This is a genomic window from Cryobacterium sp. TMT2-17-1, assembly GCF_004402765.1.
GTDB lineage: Bacteria > Actinomycetota > Actinomycetes > Actinomycetales > Microbacteriaceae > Cryobacterium > Cryobacterium sandaracinum.
Genome location: NZ_SOGC01000002.1, coordinates 95,594 through 114,914 on the forward strand (window position 1 = coordinate 95,594; position 19,321 = coordinate 114,914).

The following is a 19,321-nucleotide window of genomic DNA, read 5'->3' on the forward strand; positions in this document are numbered from 1 at the left end:
CCTCACCAGATAGCGTCCAGATATGACTGAAACCCCTGCGCCCCAGGTCGCAGTCATCGTCGTCGCCGCCGGGAGTGGCAGCCGACTCGGGCACGCCGAGCCGAAGGCGTTCGTCTCGCTGGCCGGACGCACGCTGCTCGAACGCGCGCTTGCCTCTGTGTTCGGGATGCGGGACCCGGTGCAGGTCATCGTCGTAGCGCCCGACACCCACTTGGCTCACGCCCGCCGGGTCGCCTCGAGGGCGGGCGGGGCAGCATCCGTCGACGTGGTGGCCGGCGGCGCCACCCGACAGGAATCGGTGAACCGCGGCCTGGCCGCGCTGCACCCCGGCGTGCGCACCGTCCTGGTGCACGACGCCGCGCGTGCCCTCACGCCCGCCGCGCTCTGCGACGCCGTCGTCGACGCGGTGCAGTCAACCGGTCACGGCATCGTTCCCGGCCTGGCCGTGGTCGACACCATCAAGAAAATCTCCGCTGCCGGCGAGATCCTGGGCACGGTGGACCGCGCCGCACTCTCGGCCGTGCAGACCCCGCAGGGCTTCCCGAGGGAGATGCTCACCGCCGCGGCATCCGCCGGCTCGTCGCTCGCGGCGACCGATGACGCGGGCGTGGTGGCCGCCGCCGGCTACCCGGTCAGCGTGATCGCCGGGGACCCGCTCGCCTTCAAGATCACAACCCTGTGGGACCTGCGCCGGGCCGAGGCCCTGCTCGGCGCGCGCGTGCCGGCCCAGTCCGCGCCCCGCACCGACACCGCGCCCCGCGTGGGCACCGGGCTCGATGTGCACGCCTTCGACGACGACTCCGAACTGTGGCTCGCCGGCCTGCACTGGCCGGGGGAGCGCGGACTGTCCGGGCACAGCGATGGCGATGCCGCCGTGCACGCCATCTGCGACGCCCTGCTCTCCGCCGCCGGGTTGGGCGATATCGGTGGTGTCTTCGGCACATCCGATCCGCGCCTCGTCGGCGCCCATGGCGACGTGTTCCTCGGCGAGACCCTGCGCCTGCTGGCGGCCGCCGGGTTCCGGGTCGGCAACGTCACGGTGCAGATCATCGGCAACCGGCCCAAACTCAACACGCGCCGGGCCGAGGCGGAGGCGCTGCTCGGATCGCTGCTGAAGGCGCCGGTCGCCGTGTCGGCGACCACGACGGATGCCCTGGGCTTCACTGGCCGCGGCGAGGGCCTCGCCGCCATCGCGACGGCGCTCATTCTCCCCGAACCCCCGGCAGACCCTGACCTAAGCTGGGAAGCGTGACCATGCGACTCTACGATTCCAGGGCCCAGGCCCTCCGCGACTTCATACCCCTCACGCCCGGCGCGGTGGGTATTTACGTTTGTGGACCCACCGTGCAGTCCTCGCCCCACATCGGCCACCTGCGCAGCGCCCTCGTCTACGACCAGCTGCGCCGCTGGCTCACCTACCGCGGCTTCGATGTCACCTTCGTGCGCAACGTCACCGACATCGACGACAAAATTCTGGCCCACGCGGTCGGGGGCACCGAGCAGTGGTGGGCGCTCGCCTACCGCTACGAGCTGGAGTTCACCGCCGGATACCAGCGGCTGGGCATCCTCGCCCCCAGCTACGAACCCAGGGCGACCGCCAGCATCCAGCAGATGCAAGACCTGATCACCCGACTGATCCAACTCGGGCACGCCTACCCGGCCGATGACGCCTCCAGCGACGTCTACTTCGACACGGCGAGCTGGCCCGACTATGGTGACCTCACCCGCCAGCGGCGCGGCGACATGGAACCGGCAGCGGATGCCGACCCGCGTGGCAAGAATGACCCACGCGACTTCGCCTTGTGGAAGGGTCGCAAAGTCGACGAACCGGAGTCCGCCTCCTGGCCGTCCCCGTGGGGAGCCGGCCGTCCCGGCTGGCACATCGAGTGCTCGGCCATGGCGTCCCGCTACCTCGGCTCCCACTTCGACATCCACGGCGGCGGGCTCGACCTGCGCTTCCCGCACCATGAGAACGAGCTGGCCCAGTCCGCCGCCGCCGGCGACGGCTTCGCGAGCTACTGGGTGCACAACGGTCTCGTCAACGTGAACGGACAGAAGATGTCCAAGTCGCTGGGCAACTCGGTCTTCGCGGCGGAGCTGCTCGACCAGGCGCGCGCCATCGTCGTGCGCTACTACCTGGGGGCGGCCCACTACCGTTCCACCATCGACTACCACGAGGGTTCCCTCGTGGAGGCCGAAGCGGCCCTCGAAAGAATCGAGAGCTTCCTCGACCGCGCCGACCGCCGCCTGGCGGACACCCGCTTCGCCGGATCCGGCGTCGAGATCGTCCCGGACGAATTTGCGTCCGCCATGGACGACGACCTGGCGGTGCCTCAGGCTCTGGCCGTGTTGCACGACACCGTGCGTACCGGCAACGCGGCGCTGGACGCCGAAGATCTGCACGCGGCCGCCGCCGCGCGTGGTCACGTGCTCGCCATGAGTGAGGTTCTCGGAATCAACCCGCTCTCACCGGGCTGGTCCGTGGCCACGGACGAACCGGCCATGATCGCACTCACCGCCCTCGTCGAGCGCCTGCTCGACGATCGCGAAATCGCAAGGCAGGGCCGCGACTATGCGGCCGCAGACCGTATCCGGGACGAGCTCGTCGCCGCCGGAATTACCATCGAAGACACCCCCTCGGGTGCCCATTGGAGTTTTGACTGATGAAGAACACAGACCGTAAGTCCCGCACCGGGGCCGTGCGCAAGGGCAGCCGGGGACCACAGGTCGGTTCCGGCGGCCAGGGACGCCAGGCGCTCGAGGGCAAGAAGCCCACGCCCAAAGCGGAAGACCGCCCCTACCACCCCGCCGGCAAACGCAAGCTCGCCCAGGACCGCTTCGTCGCGGCCGGCGGCGGCCGCAGCCGCGGTTCCGCGGGTCCCAAGAGCGCGCCGCGCAGCGCCACCACCGGCAACACCGGCGGCGGCGGAGCGTCCACCCGCCGGGCCAAGCAGATCGACGAGCATGAGGTTGTGACCGGGCGCAACTCCGTACTGGAAGCGCTGCGGGCGAAGATCCCCGCCACGGCCCTGTACATCGCCACGCGCATCGAAATGGATGAACGGGTGAAGGAGGTCCTCACCCTCGCGACGACCCGCGGCATCCCCGTCCTCGAGGTCATGCGCCCGGAGCTCGACCGCCTGGCCGGCCGGGACTCGGTGCACCAGGGTCTCGCGCTCAAGGTGCCGTCCTACGAGTACGCCCAGCCCCTCGAGCTGCTGGAACTGACGATCAGCCGCGGCCACAAGCCGCTCTTCGTCGCCCTCGACGGCATCACCGACCCCCGCAACCTCGGCGCCATCATCCGCTCGACGGCCGCGTTCGGCGGACATGGCGTGATCGTGCCGCAGCGTCGGTCCGTCGGCGTGACCGCGTCGGCGTGGAAGACGTCGGCCGGCGCCGCTGCCCGACTTCCCGTCGCCATGGCCACCAACCTGACCCAGTCGCTCAAGGCGCTCAAGGAGCGCGGCGTGCTCGTCATCGGCCTCGCCGGTGATGGCGACACCCAGCTGCCCGAGCTCGGCATCGGTTTCGCCGAGCGCCCCATCGTGATCGTGGTCGGCAGCGAGGGCAAGGGGCTGTCCCGCCTCGTCACCGAGACCTGCGACGCGATTGTGTCGATCCCGATCAGCGCCTCGACCGAATCCCTCAACGCGGGGATTGCGGCCGGCGTGACACTGTACGAGGTCTCCCGACTGCGCGCGGCTGCCAAGGCCGCCAAGGTCGCGAAGCAGGCAGCCGCCGCGACGGCGGCAGCCGCCTCCGCAGCCTCTTAACCCGACCCGCCGGCCGGGCGCCCGCCAGGCAGGCCGAACCGCGAGAAAAGCCCCTTAATCCCACAATCGGCGGCCTTTTCTCACGGTTCGGCTGGGTACACGGACCAGGCGGAGCGCCGGCCGGATCAGACCTTGAGGCGCCAGTCGGCCGCGTCGTCGGCGGCCGACTCGGCCGCGTCCGCCAGTGCGGCGGTCTCATCGTCGGTCACGTCGATCGGGATCGTGATCTCGCCGGTGGCCGGCTCGATCACGGTGGCCTCGTCGCGGCGGTGCCGGAGCACGTTCTTGACGTAGGAGGTGACGGCTTCGGCCAGCGGGATGTCCCTGGACTGGTTCTGGGCCATGAACCAGCGGTGGTCGAGCAGCTGGTGGAAGACCTCGGCCGGTTCCAGCTTGCCCTTGAGATCGCGGGGAATGGCCCGGATGACGGGTTCGAAGACGCGCACCAGCCACTCGTGCGCCAGCATCTCCTCGTCGGCCTCCGGGTCGCCGTAGGAGACCCGGTAGGAGTCGAGGTCGTTGAGCAAGCGCCGGGCCTGGTTCTCCTCGGCGTCGAGCCCGGTCAGCCGCAGCAGGCGCCGCTGGTGGTGGCCGGCGTCGACGACCTTCGGCTGGATGCGCACGGTCGTACCCGTGTTGTCCGTCTTGATGGCCAGTTCCTCGATGTCGAACCCGAGGTCGTTGAGGCGTTCGACGCGTTCCGTGATGCGCCAGCGTTCGGAGCTGGAGAAGGATTCCGACCCGGTGAGCTCTTTCCAGAGCAGCCGGTAGGCGGCCACGATCCCATTGCTGACCCGAATGGGATCCAGCTCGTCGGCCGCTCGACCGCCGGCCTCGAGGTCCATGAGCTCACCGGCGATGTTGACGCGCGCGATCTCCAGGTCGTTCTCGCGCTGGCCGTTGGAGAGCCCGCCTGGATATAGCTGCCCGGTCTCGGCGTCGACCAGGTAGGCGGCGAACGCGCCGGCGTCACGGCGGAAGAGGGTGTTGGACAACGACACATCACCCCAGAAGAGGCCGGCCATGTGCACGCGTACCAGCAGCAGGGCCAGGGCGTCGACCAGCCGGGTGGCGGTGTCGGGCCGCAGGGTCTGCGAGTAGAGCGCGCGGTAGGGGAGCGAGAACTTGAGGTGCCGGGTGACGAGCACCGAATTCAGCGGCTCGGCGTCGTCATCGGTGCGGTTCGTGATCACGGCGAGCGGCTCGACGCAGGGAATTTCCAGGCCCTGCAGGGTACGGAGCATCTCGTACTCGCGCCTGGCCATCTCGCTGGTGGTCTCCTTGATGGCGACGACACGACCGCTCAAATGAGCGAAGCGCACAAGGTGGCGGGAGATGCCTTTGGGCAGGGCTGCGATGTTCTCGTTCGGCCAGGCATCCAGCGGGAGGTGCCAGGGAAGGTCAAGTAGGGCTGGATCGGCAGTGGCCGATGTGATGTTGAGTGAACCGCTCATCCGTCGAGTTTACCGGTGTGCTCCGCAGTCGGGGAACGACAAAACGGCCGAACGGAGCATGCTCTATCCGGCCGTTCGTTGAGGAGCGGGTGCCTAGTCGGCGACTGCTCCACCGAGGCGCAGGCCGGTCTCGGCGTCGAAAACGTGCATGTGGTGCGGCGTCGGGGTGAGGTAAACGGTGTCGCCGGCGGACGAGTGCGAACGGCCATCGACGCGAGCGACGATATCGGTGCGCTTGCCCTCGACCGTGGAGTGACCGTAGAGGTAACCGTCGGCGCCGAGCTCCTCGACCAGGTCGACGGCAACTTCGAGGCCCTCGCCATGCGTGGTGGACAGGTGGATGTCCTCGGGGCGAACGCCGATCGTGACCTTCTTGCCGGTGGAGCCGGCCAGGGTCTCGCGGGGCACGGGGATCGTTGCGGTGCCGAATTTGACGCCACCGTCGACGGTGTCGGCCAGGAACAGGTTCATGGCCGGGCTGCCGATGAAGCCGGCAACGAAGACGTTGTTCGGCTTCGAATACAGGTCGCGAGGCGTGCCGACCTGCTGGAGCACGCCATCCTTGAGGACCGCGATGCGATCGCCCATGGTGAGGGCTTCGGTCTGGTCGTGGGTCACGTAGACCGTCGTGACGCCGAGGCGGCGCTGGAGCGAAGCGATCTGGGTGCGGGTCTGCACGCGCAGCTTGGCGTCGAGGTTCGACAGAGGCTCGTCCATCAGGAACACCTGGGGCTGACGCACGATCGCACGGCCCATGGCGACGCGCTGACGCTGGCCACCGGAGAGTGCTTTCGGCTTGCGGCTCAGGTACGGCTCGAGGTCGAGCAGCTTGGCGGCCTCGAGAACGCGGGCGGCGCGCTCATCCTTGTTGACGCCGGCGATCTTGAGCGCGAAGCCCATGTTCTCGGCGACCGTCATGTGGGGGTACAGAGCGTAGTTCTGGAAGACCATGGCGATGTCGCGGTCTTTTGGCGGGACATCCGTCACGTTGCGCTCACCGATGAAGATGTTGCCGTCGTTGACTTCTTCAAGGCCGGCGAGCATGCGCAGGGACGTGGACTTGCCGCAGCCGGACGGGCCGACCAGCACGAGAAACTCGCCGTCGGCAACCGACAGGTCGAGCTTGTCAACGGCGGGAATAGAGGAACCCGGATACAGGCGGGTCGCCTTGTCGAACGTGACTGAAGCCATGGTTGATTACTCCTTCACCGGCAGGTACGTGCCGGACGATCCGTTGTGATGGGTTACTACGCCTGCCACACGTCATGTGCCACAGGTCAACTTTCTAAGTATGTCATGTCGGGGGATCGCGGCGACGGCGGGAATTCTGCGGCGGAGCCCGCCCACAGGCCCCGTCTGGACGTTTCCCAGAAAGGGGACCTACTATTTGGGAGGCATTCGCAAATGGCTTGCCTCTGCACTAACTACTCGGAGCGAGCATTCATGACTATTGGCGGATCGGGCGACAGCCGTCCCTCTAAGAATCAGCGACGTGACGCGGTGCGCACCAAGGCCAAGCGGATCCGCGAGGAGCAGAAGAAGAAGGACCGCCGTTACCGGGTCGCCCTGCGCAGCGGAATCGCCGTCGCCGGCGTCGCCATTGCCGCGGTCATCGTCGTGGTCATCATCAACTCGATTCCCCCGGTCGGCCCCGGTCCGGCGAACATGGCCAGTGACGGCGTGCTGATCTCCGAGGGGATGACCCCGGTCACGACCTCCGCGCTCCAGCCCGAGGCCAAGCCGATACCGTCCAAGCCGGATGCGACCGGCACGGTCGCCGACATTCGCGTCTACGCCGACTACCTCTGTCCGTTCTGCAGCGAGTTCGATGCCGCCAACAGTGACCAGATCAGCCAATGGGTCACGTCGGGTGCCGCGACCGTGGAGATCCACCCGGTTTCGATCCTGACCCACAAGTCCTCCGGCACGAAATACTCGCTTCGGGCTGCGAACGCCGCCGCATGTGTGGCCAATTACGCCCCCGCAAACTTCTACGACTTCAACGCCATCCTGTTCCAGGAACAGCCCCAGGAGGGCACTGCCGGTCACGACGACGCGGCCATCAAGGGCCTCGTGAAGGACGCCGGCGTGAGCGACCGGGTGTCGCAGATCAACGCGTGCATTGACGATACGACCTTCAAATCGTGGGTCATCGCATCCACCGACCGGGCTCTGTCCGGTCCGTTGCCGAACACCGAGGTCGAGGCCATCACCGGCACACCCACCGTGCTCGTCAACGGAAAGCAGTACGTCGGCGCACTCGACGACCCGAGGGAGTTCGCGGCCTTCGTGCTACAGGCGGCCGGCGCGACCTACTCCACCTCGACGCCGACCCCCGAGCCGGCACCGGCAGGGTAGTCGCCCCGCTTCGATGGCGGCACAGCACGGGTTCGTCATTTAGGATGATTAGTCAAGGCGTCAATCGCCTCATGCCGGCCTGGCGCAATTGGTAGCGCACCACTCTTGTAAAGTGGGGGTTACGGGTTCAAGTCCCGTGGCCGGCCCTGTTCTCTCATCGCTTCAGATCGTGATTCTCTCGGTGACGATTTCCTCGAGGGCGCTGAGAAAATCCGTCGGATCGATCGGCGAGCGCACGCCCGGTTTTGCATCGGCCGGAATGCCCCCGACGTACAGCCAGCCGAGCAATTCTTCCGAGGCCGCGAGGCCGTGGGTTTCGTTCACCGGCTGCGTGCGGGCCAGGGCGCCGGAACGCCACATGACGCCCCAGCCCTGGGCGGCGAGGAGAAGGCTCAGCATGTGGGCGACACCGGCCGCGACGGCGTCCTGTTCCCAGACCGCCACCGTGTCGCTTTCGCGACGGCTCGCGACCACGGCGATCAGAAGTTCGGCGCGCAGCGGCTTAGCGGCCAGCCTGGCGGCTTCGGCGCCGTTCAGCCCGGCGGCCTCGACCATGGCCTCGCCCAGGCGGCGCCGGGCGTCACCGCGCAACTCGATCAGCCGCCACGGACGCAGAGCGCCATGGTCGGCGACACGGGCCGCGACAGCCACCAAAGGCAGCAGTTCCGCATGGCTCGGTGCCTGCCCGGTGACCTTGGAGTGGGAGCGTCGATGATTGACCGTATCAAGGAGGTCGGGCAACGCTTACTCGACCGGCTTGAAATTGAGCGAGATGGAGTTCATGCAGTACCGGTCGCCGGTGGGCGTTCCGAATCCGTCGTCGAAAACGTGGCCCAGGTGAGAGCCGCACTTAGCACAGCGCACCTCGGTGCGCACAACCCCGAGGGTGCGGTCTTCGAGGAGTTCAACGGCCTCGGGACGCACCGATTCGTAGAAGCTCGGCCAGCCGCAACCGGAGTCGAACTTCGTGCCGCTTTTGAACAGCTCGGCATTGCAAGCCCCGCAGGTGTAAATCCCGGAGCGGCCCTCATCGAGGAGCTCGCCGGCCCACGCCCGCTCGGTGGCGGCGCCGCGCAGTACGGCGTACTGCTCGGGGCTCAGCTCCGCGCGCCACTGCGCATCCGACTTCTCGACCTCGTAGTCCATGTTCCGTTCCTTCCTGCTCGACCCCGGAGAGGCCGAAATCTGTCCGTATCAACACTAAACTCGCCAGACCGCGGTGGTATTCCTCGATCAGGAGCCCGGCAGGATTTTCCACCTTGGACAGCACGGCCAACGGCCCAGCGAGTACGCAGGCATCGACAATTAGGATTGCAGAGATCGAGGGAGGTGGCACGTGGACGGAGCTCCCGGCTCGTCGACTCCCGCGGAGCCTGCCTCGGAGTCCTCCTCGCCGGCAGGCTTGTCCGCGCGCGACCGGTTGATCCTCGCCTTCGAGCGGCAGTGGTGGAAGCATGCCGGCGCCAAGGAACAGGCGATCCGGGCCGAGTTCGGCCTCTCGGCCGCCCGGTACTATCAACTACTGGGGGTTGTGATCGACTCGCCGCTGGCCCTGGCCCACGACCCGATGCTGGTGAAACGCCTGCAGCGGCTGCGCGACGCCCGGTCGCAGGCAAGGGGCCGCCGGTCGCTACAGTCCACCGATTGACTCCCTGACCTGCACCCTTCCCGTGTCTCATCACCACTACAAAGGATCTGACCAGCCTCACGATGCCGAATTCCTACGCTAAAGACCGCTTCGACCACTTCCCGCACTTCCTGGAGCGGGTGGGGGCCCACCGCGCGCCCGGCAAGAAAGGGCGCGGCTGGGTCGCAGTGTGGTGGTCTCTTGGCGCAACCGTGCTGCTGGTCGGAATCGGAGTCGTCGGCCTGGCCGTCCTGAACAACAACCTGAACTTCGAGTTGCCGGGCACGGCGACGACTGCTGACAGCACGGCCGAGCCGAGCGCCACTCCGAGTGACACTCCGGCGCCGGTGCCGACGCCGGCCGCGACCGTGGACCCTGACTCGACCGTGACCGTTTTGAACGGGACCGCCGGCGAGGGGATCGCCCGGTCCGTTGGCGATCTCCTCGAGGCGGAGGGCTGGACGATCGAAGAGCTGGACAACGCGAGCACGGAGGATGTGCAGACGACGACGGTTTACTACGCCGACGCGGCCCTGGAGGGAGCGGCCCGCGGAGTCGCGGAGTCACTGCCCGGCTCGGAGGTGCTGCTTTCAAGCGATTTCGCCGATTCCGCAGCGGACCTGACCGTTGTTGTCGGCGCCGACTACGAGCCGGCCGAATAGCCGTCGCCTATACGTCCGGCGCTCGCGCGTCAACCCCCTTTCGTTCTTCCGGAGCTTCCGTAAATTGGGCGTTGGTCCCTCATTTTGTTTGTCCGGGCGTTCTCGCAGGAGACGTATTCCATCGGTCGAATGCAATGGACGCAATCCTTGCGCCAGGCCCGGTACGGCCAGCGGGCGCGTGTCGACGAATTCACAGCAACAAGGAGTTATACATGGCGAACGGAACCGTCAAATGGTTCAACGCTGAAAAGGGTTTCGGCTTCATCACCGTCGATGGAGGTGGCCAGGACGTCTTCGTCCACTATTCGGCCATCGACATGCACGGCTACAAGGTTCTGGAAGAGGGACAGCACGTCATCTTCGAACTGGGTACAGGGGCAAAGGGGCCCCAGGCAGAAGCGGTTCGTCCGATCTGATCCAGCGGGGGATGTTCCAGCGGTCGACCGCAGGGTCGGGTCGCTCCCAGGCATGTGTGCGCGGCAGTGCAGCCGCGTTAGGGTTTGGGGCGTGACAACGAAAATAGTGGTTCAAGCGCAGCGACGAAGTGCGGCACCGAGAATCCGGTCCATCCGGATGCTCGGGGTCGTCCTTCTGCCGTACCTTCTGCTGGTCTCCGCATGCGCCAGTGACGCGCCGAAGCCGCCGGCAAGCTCGACCAGCACGCCCTGGAACTCCACCTTCGAGTCGGCCGCAGACCCGGCGGTCGCCCCATTGCGTGGTACGAGTGTGCCGGCCGGGAGCCTCCAGAACCCTGCCCTCTCGGTGAAGATCGACAACCACGAAGCGGCCAGGCCGCAGCTCTCTCTCGAGCGCGCCGACATCGTCTTCGAAGAACTGGTCGAGGGCGGGCTGACCCGTTATGTCGCGGTCTGGCATTCCGACGTGCCTGAACTCGTCGGGCCGGTGCGATCGATCCGACCCATGGACCCGGACATCATCGCGCCCTTCGGCGGAATCGCGGCTTATTCCGGCGGCCAACAGAAATTCATCGACCTGATGGACGCGACGGATGTCGTCAGCGCCGCTTTCGATACCGACGACACCGGCCTCTTCGCGCGTTCGGATGACCGGGAAGCCCCGCACAACGTCATCCTCCAGGCCTCAGCGCTCGTCGCGCGGAACGCCACCGTGCCGCCGCCGAACCAGCAATTTGCCTACTCCGCGACCGTGCAGGGATCGTCCGCGGCCGTCGACGGCGCGCCCGTCGCGGCGATCAACTCCACCTTCTCCACCGCCCGTTGGCCCGGCTGGACGTGGGATGCGGCCGGTGCTGCCTACCTGCGCTCGCAGGAGGGCGCACCTGACCTCGACGCCACCGGTGCGCAGCTGCGGGCGACCAACGTCCTGGTCCTGCGGGTCGCGATCGACGGCTCCTACGGAGATGTTCCCACGACGACAATGATCGGTTCGGGGGAAGCCTGGGTGTCGGCCGGCGGCAAGTCCGTGCATGCGGTCTGGTCCAAGGCCGACCAGACCGCCCCCATCCGTCTCGTCGATGACTTCGGCGTGACGATTCGTCTCGCCGCCGGTAACACCTGGATCGAGCTGGTGCCGTCGGACCGAGGCACGGTTGTGCTGGTGCCGTAGCCGCGGCCGCGGCACCTTGCCGTTCACTTGCACTCTCGACCCCAGAGTGCCAGAATCTACTTGGCACTCTCTCTGTTTGAGTGCCAACCCATCACCGTTTTGGTAACGTCCGGGAGGGACGAGAAACACATATGGCAAAGATCATTGCTTTCAACGAAGAGGCCCGTCGCGGCCTTGAGCGTGGCCTGAACATCCTCGCTGACACTGTCAAGGTCACCCTCGGCCCGCGCGGACGTAACGTGGTGCTGGAAAAGAAGTGGGGCGCTCCCACGATCACCAACGATGGCGTGTCCATCGCCAAGGAGATCGAACTCGACGACCCGTACGAGAAGATCGGTGCCGAGCTCGTCAAGGAGGTCGCCAAGAAGACCGATGACGTCGCGGGCGACGGAACCACCACCGCCACCGTCCTGGCTCAGGCGCTCGTTCGTGAAGGCCTGCGCAACGTCGCGGCCGGAGCAGACCCGATCAGCCTCAAGCGTGGCATCGAGAAGGCCACGGCCGCCGTGATCGCTGAGCTCATCGCCAACGCCAAAGAGGTCGAGACCAAGGAAGAGATCGCGGCCACCGCTTCCATCTCCGCCGGTGACGCCGAAATCGGCGCCATCATCGCCGAGGCCATCGACAAGGTCGGCAAGGAGGGTGTTGTCACCGTCGAGGAGTCGAACACTCTCGGCACCGAGCTCGAGCTCACCGAGGGCATGCGCTTCGACAAGGGCTTCCTGTCTGCCTACTTCGTGACCGACCCCGACCGTCAGGAAGCGGTCTTCGAAGACCCCTACATCCTGATCGTCAACTCCAAGGTCTCCAACATCAAGGACCTTCTCCCCATCGTGGACAAGGTCATCCAGACCGGCAAGCAGCTCCTCATCATCGCCGAGGACGTCGACGGCGAGGCCTTGGCCACGCTCGTGGTGAACAAGATCCGCGGAATCTTCAAGTCGGTCGCCGTCAAGGCTCCCGGCTTCGGCGACCGTCGCAAGGCCCAGCTGCAGGACATCGCCATCCTCACCGGTGGACAGGTCATCAGCGAAGAGGTCGGTCTCAAGCTCGAGAACGTCACGCTTGACCTCCTCGGCAACGCGCGCAAGATCGTCATCACCAAGGACGAGACCACCATCGTCGAAGGCGCCGGAGACCCCGAAGCCATCGCCGGACGTGTCCAGCAGATCCGCAGCGAGATCGAAAACACCGACAGTGACTACGACCGCGAGAAGCTCCAGGAGCGCCTCGCCAAGCTCGCCGGCGGAGTCGCAGTCATCAAGGCCGGCGCCGCGACGGAGGTTGAGCTCAAGGAGCGCAAGCACCGCATCGAAGATGCCGTCCGCAACGCGAAGGCTGCCGTCGAAGAGGGCATCGTCGCCGGTGGTGGCGTTGCGCTGATCCAGGCCGGCAAGACCGCGTTCGAGAAGCTCGAGCTGGTCGGCGACGAGGCAACGGGAGCGAACATCGTCAAGGTTGCCATCGACGCTCCACTCAAGCAGATCGCCCTCAACGCCGGCATGGAGCCGGGCGTTGTCGCCGACAAGGTGCGCAACCTGCCGATCGGTTGGGGCCTCAACGCCGCGACCGGTGAGTACGTCGACATGCTCGCCGCCGGAATCAATGACCCGGTGAAGGTCACCCGTTCCGCGCTGCTGAACGCAGCGTCGATCGCCGGACTGTTCCTCACCACCGAGGCCGTAGTCGCCGACAAGCCGGAGAAGAACGCTGCTCCGGCCGGCGACCAGGGCGGCGGAATGGACTTCTAAGTCCACACCGCTTCACCGCTTCACAACACAGGGCGCCTCCGCCGGGAGGCGCCCTGTGTCGTTAACGCAGGCCTCGCTAACGCAGGCCTCGCTAAAACAGGCCTCGCTAAAACAGGCGTCGCTAAAACAGGCGTCGCTAAAACAGGCCTCGCTAAAACAGGCGTCGGCAAAACAGATGTCGTCAAAACAGGCGTCGCCAATGCGCAGGCCGTCGCGGCTAACGCAGGAAGAGGCGCGCGTTGGCCTGCTCGATCTCGGCGTACTGCTGGCCGGCTTGGTTCAGGGCCAGATTCAATCCCTCCGCGCTCTGGGCCACCTGCTGTTGGGTGGCACGCCAGTCCGAGACCGCCGCCTGGAACGCGGTGGCGGCCTGGCCCGTCCACGAGCCCTCCAGCGCGGTCAGCTGGGCGATGAGCCCGGCGACCTCGCCCTGGATGTGCCCGATCGTGGCGCGCGCCACCGAGGTGGTGTGGAGCACTGCTTCGCTGTCGACCTGATAGCGGGTCATGGGGGTCCTTTCGGCAGGGGAAGATACCGATCAGACTACGGAGCCGTCTGCAGCCGTTCCCGTTGGCTGCCGTTCTGCCATGGCAAATCATCCTCCCGGACCGCGGGGGAGGAACCGCGGGGGGTTTGACGCCGCGGCACGCGCTACGACGTGATGACGGGGGCGACGCGCTGGGGCGCGCTCGGAGAACAGGCCAGTGGGAACCAGACCCGGAACGTTGCGCCGCCGCCGGGGGTGTCCACGACCTGGACGGTGCCGTTGTGGCTGGCGACGATCGAGGCGACGATCGCCAGGCCGAGCCCGCTGCCGCCGGTCTCCCGTGCACGGGAGGTGTCCGCACGCCAGAAGCGCTGGAAGATCTTCTCCCTGATCTGCGGCGGGATACCCTCACCATGGTCGATGACGGCGATGGAGGCGCGCTGGTTTCGGCGGTCGACTGCGACCTCGAGCTCGACCGGGCTGTCCGTCGGGCTGAAGCGTAGCGCGTTGCCCATCAGGTTCGTGATGATCTGGCGGATCTTGTTCTCCTCGGCCATCACCACGGCCTGCACGGTGCCGGGCTCGGTCACCGGAGTCTGTTCCGGAGCCGGCGGCGCAACATCCGCTTTGCGTGGTTTGCGGGTGCGCAGCCGCGCCAGGGTTGCCCCGGCGAAAGAGACGGATCCGCCCGCCGGTTGGTTCGGCTCGTCGGGCTTCGAACCTGGTGCGGCAGCGGAGGGGACTTCTCCCGTTGAGTGAGCGAGGTCGATGGCGGGGCGTTCGGTGCTGTCCTCGATCTCGGCGGGGATCGGCGTGACGACGGTGATGGTGCGACCGGGGGAGGAGGCCATGGCGTCGAGGGCCGCGTCACGGGCGAGCGGCATCAGGTCGACCGGCGCGAGGGCAAGCGGCTTTGTCTCGTCGAGCCGGGCCAGCTCGAGCAGGTCTTCGACGAGGCCGCCCATGCGGATCGCTTCTTTCTCAATGCGCTCCATGGCCAGTGCGATTTCTTCCGGGGCCTGCAAGGCACCCATTCGGTAGAGCTCGGCGTAGCCGCGCACCGAGACGAGGGGAGTGCGCAACTCGTGGCTGGCGTCGCCGACGAAGCGGCGCATCTGGTCGATGGTGCGGGCGCGGTCCTTGAACAGGCGGTCGATGCGGCTCAGCATGGTGTTGAGCGATCGGTTGAGGCGCCCGACCTCGGTGTTGGGCGTGGCGCCGCCGAGCCGCTGGCTGAAGTCGCCATCGGCGATGGCCGCGGCCGTGCGCTCCACCTCTCGCAGCGGTGCAAAGGTGGTGGTCACCAGCAGCCGGGTGAGCAGGGCGCCCACCAGCACGACCCCGAGCCCGAACCCCAAGAAAATGGTGAGGTAGGTGGCCATGGTGTTCTCGGTCGGCCTCAACGAGACCGCCATGACCAGCGTGCCCAAGGTTCCCTGAGGCGAGATCACGAGCGGCACGGCGACCGCCAAGAACTCGGTGTCGTGTGCCGAGTCCACCAGAGTCATCGTCTTGCCGTCGAGCTCCATCACGGTCTGCAGGTCGAGCGGTGCGGTCAGGATCGGCAGCTCACTGCGCGGGACATCCCGCCAGGTGTGGTCCTCGAGGCTGCCGTGCTCGTCATACAGGGCGACGTAGTAGTCCGAAGAGACCACGGCTGTAGTGCCCTGGCCGAGAGCCGCCGCCGAATAGCTGTTCGAGGCGGACTGGGCGTCGATCTGCAGCTGCGAATCGACCTGCTGGACCACGTATTGGCGAAGCATGGCCATCGTGCCGATGCCGGAGACGAGCAGGCCGAGCGTCAGCATCAGGACCGTGACGCCCGTGATTTTGGAACGCAGGGAAATGCGGCTCCACCGCTCCATAAGTGACTGATGCATAGGAAACCAGTGTATGAGCGCAGCCTGTGTCTACGCCTTGGCGGCCTTGAGCATGTAGCCGAAGCCGCGCTTGGTCTGGATGAGGGGTTCGGTCGAGTGCGCGTCCACCTTGCGGCGGAGGTAAGAAATGTAGGACTCGACGATGCCGGCGTCACCGTTGAAGTCGTACTCCCAGACATGGTCCAGGATCTGAGCCTTCGACAGGACCCGGTTCGGGTTCAGCATGAGGTAGCGCAGAAGCTTGAACTCGGTCGGACTGAGTTCGATGGGGGCGTCGCCGACCAGGACCTCGTGGGTGTCCTGGTCCATGGTGAGTTCGCCGGCGCGGATGATCGCGTCTTCGTCGGCCTGCATGGTCCGGCGCAGGATGGCCTTGATCCGGGCCACAATCTCGTCGAGGCTGAACGGCTTGGTGACGTAGTCGTCGCCGCCGACCGTCAGGCCGGTGATCTTGTCTTCGGTGTCGTCCTTCGCCGTGAGGAAGAGGATCGGGGCCGTGTAGCCGGCGGACCGCAGGCGCTTGGTTACTCCGAAACCGTTCATGTCCGGCAGCATGACGTCAAGGATGATGAGGTCGGGTTCTTCCTCGAGGACGGCGGAGATCGCCTGCGCGCCGTTTCCGACTGCTCGCACGGCAAATCCGGCGAAACGCAGGCTGGTGGTGAGGAGATCCCGGATATTGGGTTCGTCGTCGACAATAAGGATGCGTGGGCCGTCAGTCATGTACATATTATCTGCGCGTTAGCTGAAGGTTTACTGAAAATGCCCGGTATGCGCGCTGGCGAGTAGATTGGTGATCAAACCAGACTGCCGCGGCGTGGGGAGACCAGAATGACTGTTCCGACTTTTGCGATTGTGGGGGCCGGCTTGGCCGGGGCCAGAGCGGCCGAGGCCATCCGTTCCGAGGGGTTCGACGGGAGCATCGTGTTGCTGGCCGGGGAGACTGAGTACCCCTACGTGCGGCCGCCCCTCTCCAAGGACTACCTGGCCGGGCGGGCCGCCCGGGACACGATCGACGTGCACCCGGCACCGTGGTACGACGAGCGGGGCATCGACGTACGGCTGGGTGCCCGGGTGACCGGGCTGGCGCTCGACACCCACGAGCTGACCCTGCGGGAGGGCAAATCGGTGCGCTACGACAGATTGCTCCTCGCGACGGGGGCGTCGTCACGGCGCTTTCCCGGCCCGGGCGCAGACCTGGCCGGGGTGTACCATCTGCGCACGGTCGGCGAGTCGCAGGCGCTCCGAGCCGAGCTGGAGCCGGGAAACCGCCGGGTCGTGATCGTCGGGGCCGGCTGGATCGGTCTCGAAGTCGCCGCGGCCGCCCGCGGTTACGGCAACACCGTCACGGTGCTCGGGCGGGACGGCGTGCCGCTGGCCCCGCTGATCGGCGACGAGGTCGGGTCGGTGTTCGCGGAGCTGCACCGCGTGAACGGGGTGGATCTGCGGATGGAAACTCAGGCCGACCGACTGATCGGGACGCAGGGGAGGGTCACCGGAGTGGGACTCCCCGGCGGCGAGGTCGTTTCGGCCGATGTCGTCGTCATCGGCATCGGCGCGGTGCCGAACACGGACCTGGCCCGGGACGCGGGCCTGGCCGTCGACGACGGCATCGTCGTCGACGCGGCGTTCCGGTCCATCGACCCGGACGTCTACGCGGTGGGTGACGTCGCCACGGTCTTCCACCCCGTGCTGCGGCACCATCTGCGCGTCGAGCACTGGGACAACGCCGAGCGGGCCGGCGCCGCGGCCGGCCGCTCGATGCTTGACCAGGCGGTCAGCTACGACGCGATCCCGTACTTCTACACCGACCAGTTCGACCTCGGGATGGAGTACTCGGGGTACGGCGCACTTGCCCGGGATGCGGAGGTCGTGTTTCGCGGTGACCCGGCGAGGCGGGAATTCATCGCGTTCTGGGTGTTGGACGGCAGGGTCGTCGCCGGCATGAACGTCAACGTGTGGGACGTCAACGAGACGGTGCAGCGCTTCATCCGGACGGAGGTGCGGGTCGACACGACCCGGCTTGCGGATGAGAGCATTGAACTGGACGAACTTCTCGCCGGAGCACCCGACTGAAGGACCTGACATGGACAACGCGACCACTCGACCTGGCCCGGCGCTGCCCGACCTGATCCATCCACGGCGACTGATCGGGGAGAGACTGTTCGATTTTTCCCGTGAGGTGGCCGTGATGGCCATCGTCAACCGCACGCCGGATTCCTTCTACGACAAGGGGGCGACCTTCGCTCTTGACGAGGCCGTCACGGCCGCCCGGCGTGCCATCCTGGACGGCGCCGACTGGGTCGACATCGGCGGGGCGAGATTCGCGCCCGGCCCGTCCATTCCGATCGAGGAGGAGATCGACCGGGTCGTCCCGGTGGTCGAGGCCCTGCGCGGCTCGGGCGTCGTCATCTCCGTCGACACCTTTCATCCCGCCGTGGCGCGCGCCAGCCTGGCCGCCGGCGCCCACGTGATCAACGACACCACCGGGGTGCACGACCCGGCCATGGCTGACGTCGTCGCGGACAGCGACGCGACGCTGGTGATCACCCACAGCCTCGCGCCGCCGCGCACACCGTGGCCGGGGCCCACCTACGGCGACGTGGTGCACGAGGTCGCAACCTTCTTGGATGAACGGATCGAGCTGGCCCGGAGTCGCGGCGTCCCGGCATCCCGCATCATCGTCGACCCCGGGCACGACCTGAACAAGAACACCTACCACTCGCTCGAGCTGACCCGGAGGCTCGGCGAGATCACCGCCCTCGGCTACCCCACTCTGGTCGCAGTCTCGAACAAGGACTTCATCGGGGAGACGCTGAACCGTGAGCGGGGCGACCGGATCGCGGGATCGCTCGCCGCCGCCGTCTACAGCATCCTGCAGGGCGCCCGGATCGTGCGGATGCACAACGTCGTCGCCGCGGTCGACGCCGTGCGGATGACCGAGGCGATCCTGGGCTTCCGCGAACCGGCGTACGTGCGCCACAACCTGGCCTGATGATGCTGGATCGTGACGAGCTGATCATCCGTTACCGGGTGCCTGACCGCACTCTGCCGCACCTGCGAGTGAATTTCATCGCCAGCCTCGACGGCGCCGCCACCCGGGAGGGTGTGAGTGGCGGGCTCGGGAACGCCGACGACAGGCTCGTCTTCGATACCCTTCGGATGCTCGCCGACGTGATCGTGGTCGGTGCGGGCACGGTGCGCGCCGAGGGGTACGTCGGCATCCGTCAGGGCCCCGCGGATGCCGCGTGGCGGGTCCGGCACGGACTTCCGGCGCAGCTGCCCGTCGCCATCGTGTCCTCACGGCTGGACCTCGAGCCGAGCCACTCGCTGTTCGCGGACGCCGCCGTGCGGCCGCTGGTCGTGACGCACGCGGCGTCACCGCTGCGGCGACGCGCGGAGCTCGCAGAGGTGGCGGACGTGCTGGTCTGCGGGGAGGACGTCGTGGACCCGCGGCTGATGCGGGCGGAGCTGGCTCGGCGCGGTCTGGCGCAGATACTCTGCGAGGGTGGGCCGAACCTGTTCGGTGCGCTGATCGACGCCGACTGCGTCGACGAGCTGTGCCTCACCGTCAGCCCCGTGCTCGAGGGCGGCCCGGCCGGACGGATCTCCGCCGGTCCCGCCGCCATCACCCGGGAGATGTCCCTGCTGCACGTGCTGACCGCCGGGGACATGCTGTTCCTGCGCTATGCCCGCCGGAAGGCTTCCTCTCCGACCGCCTGACCGGCCGTTTCACCGC

The 19,321-nt window shown here is 67.1% G+C and carries 19 protein-coding genes and 1 tRNA gene; 13 read left to right on the forward strand and 7 right to left on the reverse strand.

The annotated features are described in order from the left end of the window. The first annotated feature begins 22 nt into the window (after window positions 1–22). Genes ispD through rlmB form a run of 3 tightly spaced genes read left to right on the forward strand, consistent with a single transcriptional unit; the run spans window position 23 to window position 3,776 of the window. Window positions 23–1,252 carry a 2-C-methyl-D-erythritol 4-phosphate cytidylyltransferase gene (gene ispD / locus E3O47_RS00475; RefSeq protein WP_134419288.1) on the forward strand — a complete coding sequence of 410 codons (1,230 nt, stop codon included), beginning with the start codon at window positions 23–25 and terminating at the stop codon, window positions 1,250–1,252. Next, window positions 1,249–2,664, forward strand: a complete 1,416-nt coding sequence (gene cysS, locus E3O47_RS00480; protein WP_104100142.1) for a cysteine--tRNA ligase — start codon at window positions 1,249–1,251, stop codon at window positions 2,662–2,664. The genes ispD and cysS overlap by 4 nt, the downstream gene beginning before the upstream one ends. Then, on the forward strand, window positions 2,664–3,776 hold the full coding sequence (gene rlmB / locus E3O47_RS00485) for a 23S rRNA (guanosine(2251)-2'-O)-methyltransferase RlmB (RefSeq protein WP_104100141.1): 1,113 nt from the start codon (window positions 2,664–2,666) through the stop codon (window positions 3,774–3,776). The genes cysS and rlmB overlap by 1 nt, the downstream gene beginning before the upstream one ends. Before the next feature lie 125 nt (window positions 3,777–3,901). Here rlmB and E3O47_RS00490 read toward each other — a convergent pair whose 3' ends face one another. Together E3O47_RS00490 and ugpC are read right to left on the reverse strand one after the other, a co-directional pair. After that, window positions 3,902–5,230, reverse strand: coding sequence for a DUF4032 domain-containing protein (locus E3O47_RS00490; protein WP_134419289.1), 1,329 nt, complete (start codon window positions 5,228–5,230; stop codon window positions 3,902–3,904). A 93-nt stretch (window positions 5,231–5,323) separates the two neighbouring features. Then, entirely contained in the window at window positions 5,324–6,421 is a 1,098-nt protein-coding gene (ugpC, locus tag E3O47_RS00495; protein WP_104100139.1) for a sn-glycerol-3-phosphate ABC transporter ATP-binding protein UgpC, read from the reverse strand. 252 nt (window positions 6,422–6,673) lie between these two features. Here ugpC and E3O47_RS00500 point away from each other — a divergent pair, with 252 nt between their 5' ends. Then, window positions 6,674–7,588, forward strand: a complete 915-nt coding sequence (locus E3O47_RS00500) for a thioredoxin domain-containing protein (protein WP_134419290.1) — start codon at window positions 6,674–6,676, stop codon at window positions 7,586–7,588. Window positions 7,589–7,661: 73 nt separating this feature from the next. Further along, window positions 7,662–7,734: transfer RNA gene (locus E3O47_RS00505), tRNA-Thr, on the forward strand. Between the two features lie 16 nt (window positions 7,735–7,750). Here the strand turns inward: E3O47_RS00505 and E3O47_RS00510 are convergent. Both E3O47_RS00510 and msrB read right to left on the reverse strand, forming a co-directional pair. Continuing rightward, window positions 7,751–8,329, reverse strand: a complete 579-nt coding sequence (locus tag E3O47_RS00510) for a nitroreductase family protein (protein ID WP_134419291.1) — start codon at window positions 8,327–8,329, stop codon at window positions 7,751–7,753. Between the two features lie 3 nt (window positions 8,330–8,332). Next, window positions 8,333–8,734, reverse strand: a complete 402-nt coding sequence (gene msrB, locus E3O47_RS00515; RefSeq protein ID WP_104100136.1) for a peptide-methionine (R)-S-oxide reductase MsrB — start codon at window positions 8,732–8,734, stop codon at window positions 8,333–8,335. A gap of 190 nt (window positions 8,735–8,924) precedes the next feature. Between msrB and E3O47_RS00520 the strand changes: the two genes are divergently transcribed. The 5 genes from E3O47_RS00520 to groL all read left to right on the forward strand — a co-directional run bounded on the left by E3O47_RS00520 (window position 8,925) and on the right by groL (window position 13,215). After that, entirely contained in the window at window positions 8,925–9,236 is a 312-nt protein-coding gene (locus tag E3O47_RS00520; RefSeq protein ID WP_134342235.1) for a DUF3263 domain-containing protein, read from the forward strand. 62 nt (window positions 9,237–9,298) lie between these two features. Continuing rightward, window positions 9,299–9,877: a LytR C-terminal domain-containing protein gene (locus tag E3O47_RS00525; RefSeq protein ID WP_134415086.1), complete on the forward strand. Its 579-nt coding sequence runs from the start codon at window positions 9,299–9,301 to the stop codon at window positions 9,875–9,877. Window positions 9,878–10,089: 212 nt separating this feature from the next. Continuing rightward, window positions 10,090–10,293 (forward strand): cold-shock protein, encoded by a 204-nt coding sequence (locus tag E3O47_RS00530; protein ID WP_104100133.1) that lies wholly within the window; start codon window positions 10,090–10,092, stop codon window positions 10,291–10,293. A 91-nt stretch (window positions 10,294–10,384) separates the two neighbouring features. Then, window positions 10,385–11,464: a DUF3048 domain-containing protein gene (locus tag E3O47_RS00535; protein ID WP_166785291.1), complete on the forward strand. Its 1,080-nt coding sequence runs from the start codon at window positions 10,385–10,387 to the stop codon at window positions 11,462–11,464. Window positions 11,465–11,595: 131 nt separating this feature from the next. Next, window positions 11,596–13,215, forward strand: a complete 1,620-nt coding sequence (gene groL / locus E3O47_RS00540) for a chaperonin GroEL (RefSeq protein ID WP_104100131.1) — start codon at window positions 11,596–11,598, stop codon at window positions 13,213–13,215. A gap of 217 nt (window positions 13,216–13,432) precedes the next feature. On the opposite strand, the gene E3O47_RS00550 is transcribed toward groL, so the two are convergent. From E3O47_RS00550 to E3O47_RS00560, 3 genes are all read right to left on the reverse strand, one after another. Beyond that, on the reverse strand, window positions 13,433–13,723 hold the full coding sequence (locus E3O47_RS00550) for a WXG100 family type VII secretion target (protein WP_134373899.1): 291 nt from the start codon (window positions 13,721–13,723) through the stop codon (window positions 13,433–13,435). Window positions 13,724–13,866: 143 nt separating this feature from the next. Continuing rightward, the gene (locus E3O47_RS00555; protein WP_134342238.1) at window positions 13,867–15,582 is read right to left on the reverse strand and encodes a HAMP domain-containing sensor histidine kinase; all 1,716 of its coding nucleotides are present in this window, start codon (window positions 15,580–15,582) and stop codon (window positions 13,867–13,869) included. Between the two features lie 30 nt (window positions 15,583–15,612). After that, on the reverse strand, window positions 15,613–16,305 hold the full coding sequence (locus E3O47_RS00560; RefSeq protein ID WP_104100128.1) for a response regulator transcription factor: 693 nt from the start codon (window positions 16,303–16,305) through the stop codon (window positions 15,613–15,615). A gap of 108 nt (window positions 16,306–16,413) precedes the next feature. Here E3O47_RS00560 and E3O47_RS00565 point away from each other — a divergent pair, with 108 nt between their 5' ends. The 3 genes from E3O47_RS00565 to E3O47_RS00575 are packed head-to-tail and all read left to right on the forward strand — an operon-like array spanning window position 16,414 to window position 19,305. Beyond that, complete coding sequence (locus tag E3O47_RS00565; protein ID WP_134419294.1) at window positions 16,414–17,658, forward strand: FAD-dependent oxidoreductase; 1,245 nt, start codon at window positions 16,414–16,416, stop codon at window positions 17,656–17,658. A gap of 10 nt (window positions 17,659–17,668) precedes the next feature. Next, window positions 17,669–18,577: a dihydropteroate synthase gene (gene folP, locus E3O47_RS00570; protein ID WP_134373903.1), complete on the forward strand. Its 909-nt coding sequence runs from the start codon at window positions 17,669–17,671 to the stop codon at window positions 18,575–18,577. Continuing rightward, window positions 18,577–19,305 carry a pyrimidine reductase family protein gene (locus E3O47_RS00575; protein ID WP_134373905.1) on the forward strand — a complete coding sequence of 243 codons (729 nt, stop codon included), beginning with the start codon at window positions 18,577–18,579 and terminating at the stop codon, window positions 19,303–19,305. The genes folP and E3O47_RS00575 overlap by 1 nt, the downstream gene beginning before the upstream one ends. Window positions 19,306–19,321 lie beyond the last annotated feature (16 nt).

Coding starts and splice junctions, on each gene's coding strand:
- E3O47_RS00560 (WP_104100128.1), bottom strand. CDS start 16,305: ATGACTGACGGCCCACGCATCCTTATTGTCGACGACGAACCCAATATC.
- E3O47_RS00575 (WP_134373905.1), top strand. CDS start 18,577: ATGATGCTGGATCGTGACGAGCTGATCATCCGTTACCGGGTGCCTGAC.
- ispD (WP_134419288.1), top strand. CDS start 23: ATGACTGAAACCCCTGCGCCCCAGGTCGCAGTCATCGTCGTCGCCGCC.
- E3O47_RS00565 (WP_134419294.1), top strand. CDS start 16,414: ATGACTGTTCCGACTTTTGCGATTGTGGGGGCCGGCTTGGCCGGGGCC.
- groL (WP_104100131.1), top strand. CDS start 11,596: ATGGCAAAGATCATTGCTTTCAACGAAGAGGCCCGTCGCGGCCTTGAG.
- E3O47_RS00550 (WP_134373899.1), bottom strand. CDS start 13,723: ATGACCCGCTATCAGGTCGACAGCGAAGCAGTGCTCCACACCACCTCG.
- E3O47_RS00555 (WP_134342238.1), bottom strand. CDS start 15,582: ATGCATCAGTCACTTATGGAGCGGTGGAGCCGCATTTCCCTGCGTTCC.
- E3O47_RS00525 (WP_134415086.1), top strand. CDS start 9,299: ATGCCGAATTCCTACGCTAAAGACCGCTTCGACCACTTCCCGCACTTC.
- rlmB (WP_104100141.1), top strand. CDS start 2,664: ATGAAGAACACAGACCGTAAGTCCCGCACCGGGGCCGTGCGCAAGGGC.
- E3O47_RS00530 (WP_104100133.1), top strand. CDS start 10,090: ATGGCGAACGGAACCGTCAAATGGTTCAACGCTGAAAAGGGTTTCGGC.
- E3O47_RS00490 (WP_134419289.1), bottom strand. CDS start 5,230: ATGAGCGGTTCACTCAACATCACATCGGCCACTGCCGATCCAGCCCTA.
- ugpC (WP_104100139.1), bottom strand. CDS start 6,421: ATGGCTTCAGTCACGTTCGACAAGGCGACCCGCCTGTATCCGGGTTCC.
- E3O47_RS00500 (WP_134419290.1), top strand. CDS start 6,674: ATGACTATTGGCGGATCGGGCGACAGCCGTCCCTCTAAGAATCAGCGA.
- folP (WP_134373903.1), top strand. CDS start 17,669: ATGGACAACGCGACCACTCGACCTGGCCCGGCGCTGCCCGACCTGATC.
- msrB (WP_104100136.1), bottom strand. CDS start 8,734: ATGGACTACGAGGTCGAGAAGTCGGATGCGCAGTGGCGCGCGGAGCTG.